Source organism: Pseudomonas quercus (genome assembly GCF_012033695.1).
In the GTDB taxonomy this organism is placed as follows: domain Bacteria; phylum Pseudomonadota; class Gammaproteobacteria; order Pseudomonadales; family Pseudomonadaceae; genus Aquipseudomonas; species Aquipseudomonas quercus.
The window spans coordinates 1-1,005 of sequence record NZ_JAAVJI010000047.1; the positions used below are offsets into that span (position 1 = coordinate 1).

At 66.0% G+C, this 1,005-nt stretch carries 1 protein-coding gene; it reads left to right on the forward strand.

The genetic code is table 11. The features are described 5' to 3' along the window. Window positions 1-1,005, forward strand: a 1,005-nt coding sequence (locus tag HBH25_RS22960) for an NCS2 family permease (RefSeq protein ID WP_168086222.1), incomplete at both ends; no start/stop codon positions are given.

The following is a 1,005-nucleotide window of genomic DNA, read 5'->3' on the forward strand; positions in this document are numbered from 1 at the left end:
CTGAACGCCTTCTTCACCTACACCGTGGTGCTGCACATGGGCCACTCCTGGCAAGTGGCACTGGGCGCCGTGTTCATCTCGGCCGTGTGCTTCTTCCTGCTGTCCATCTTCCGCATCCGCGAATGGATCGTGAACAGCATCCCCCTGCCCTTGCGCAGCGCCATCGCCGCTGGCATCGGCCTGTTCCTGGCCCTGATCGCCCTGCAGAACGCCGGCATCGTGGTAGACAACCCCGCCACCCTCGTGGGCCTGGGCGACCTCAAGCAGCCAGGCGCCATTCTGGCAGCCCTGGGCTTTGTGCTGATCATCGGCCTGGAGGCCCTCAAGGTACGCGGCGCCGTGCTGATCGGCATCCTGGCCGTTACGGTGGTGTCGATCCTGTTCGGCTTCAGTGCCTTTGGTGGCCTGGTGTCCATGCCGCCCTCCCTGGCCCCCACCTTCCTGCAACTGGACATCGCCGGCGCCCTGAACATCGGCCTGGTGAGCGTGATCTTCGCCTTCCTGTTCGTGGACCTGTTCGACAACTCCGGCACCCTGATCGGGGTGGCCAAGCGTGCAGGGCTCATGGGCAAGGACGGCCACATGCCCAAGATGGGCCGGGCGCTGATCGCCGACAGCACTGCGGCCATGGCCGGGTCCCTGCTGGGCACCTCCACTACCACCAGCTACATCGAGTCGGCAGCAGGCGTGAGTGCCGGCGGGCGGACGGGCCTTACCTCCATTGTGGTAGGCGTGCTGTTCCTGCTGGCACTCTTCTTCGCACCGCTGGCCGGTAGCGTTCCGGCCTATGCCACCGCCCCGGCCCTGCTGTTCGTGGCCGTGCTCATGGCCTCGGGCCTGGCAGAAATCAACTGGGACGACATCACCGAAGCCGCGCCTGTGGTAGTCACTGCCCTGGCCATGCCCCTCACCTACTCCATCGCCAATGGTATCGCCTTCGGCTTTATCACCTGGACGGCCGTGAAGCTGGCCTCCGGCCGCCTGCGGGACCTGAACCCGGCGCTG